Genomic DNA, 265 nt, shown 5'->3' with positions numbered 1-265 from the left:
GATGCTTCGCGCCGACCCTTTAGCGATTCCCTGCTCCTCATCTATCCCAAGCACAACAGCGGGCCGGTAAAAACGTTCAGCCAGCTTCGATGCGACAATACCGACGACTCCCGGATTCCAGCCGGCTTTTGCCACTACAATGGCAGACGGGTTTCCGCCTTGCTGCTGAACCATTTCAACAGCCTCTTCGGTCATGGTTTTCACCATTTTCTGCCGCTCTTTATTCAGCCGATCAATATCCGAAGCCAGTTCCTCCGCTTCAAAC

At 53.6% G+C, this 265-nt stretch carries 1 protein-coding gene; it reads right to left on the bottom strand.

The window, feature by feature from the left end; all coding sequences use genetic code 11:
- The coding region (locus R0K30_RS22255) for a DHHA1 domain-containing protein (protein ID WP_410613049.1) at positions 1-265 on the bottom strand (265 nt) is incomplete at both ends.

It is taken from the genome of Bacillus sp. SIMBA_154 (assembly GCF_046536015.1).
Lineage (GTDB): Bacteria > Bacillota > Bacilli > Bacillales > Bacillaceae > Bacillus > Bacillus pumilus_P.
The sequence above is the reverse complement of the archived record's forward strand: the minus strand, read 5'-3'. Positions and strand labels throughout refer to the sequence as shown.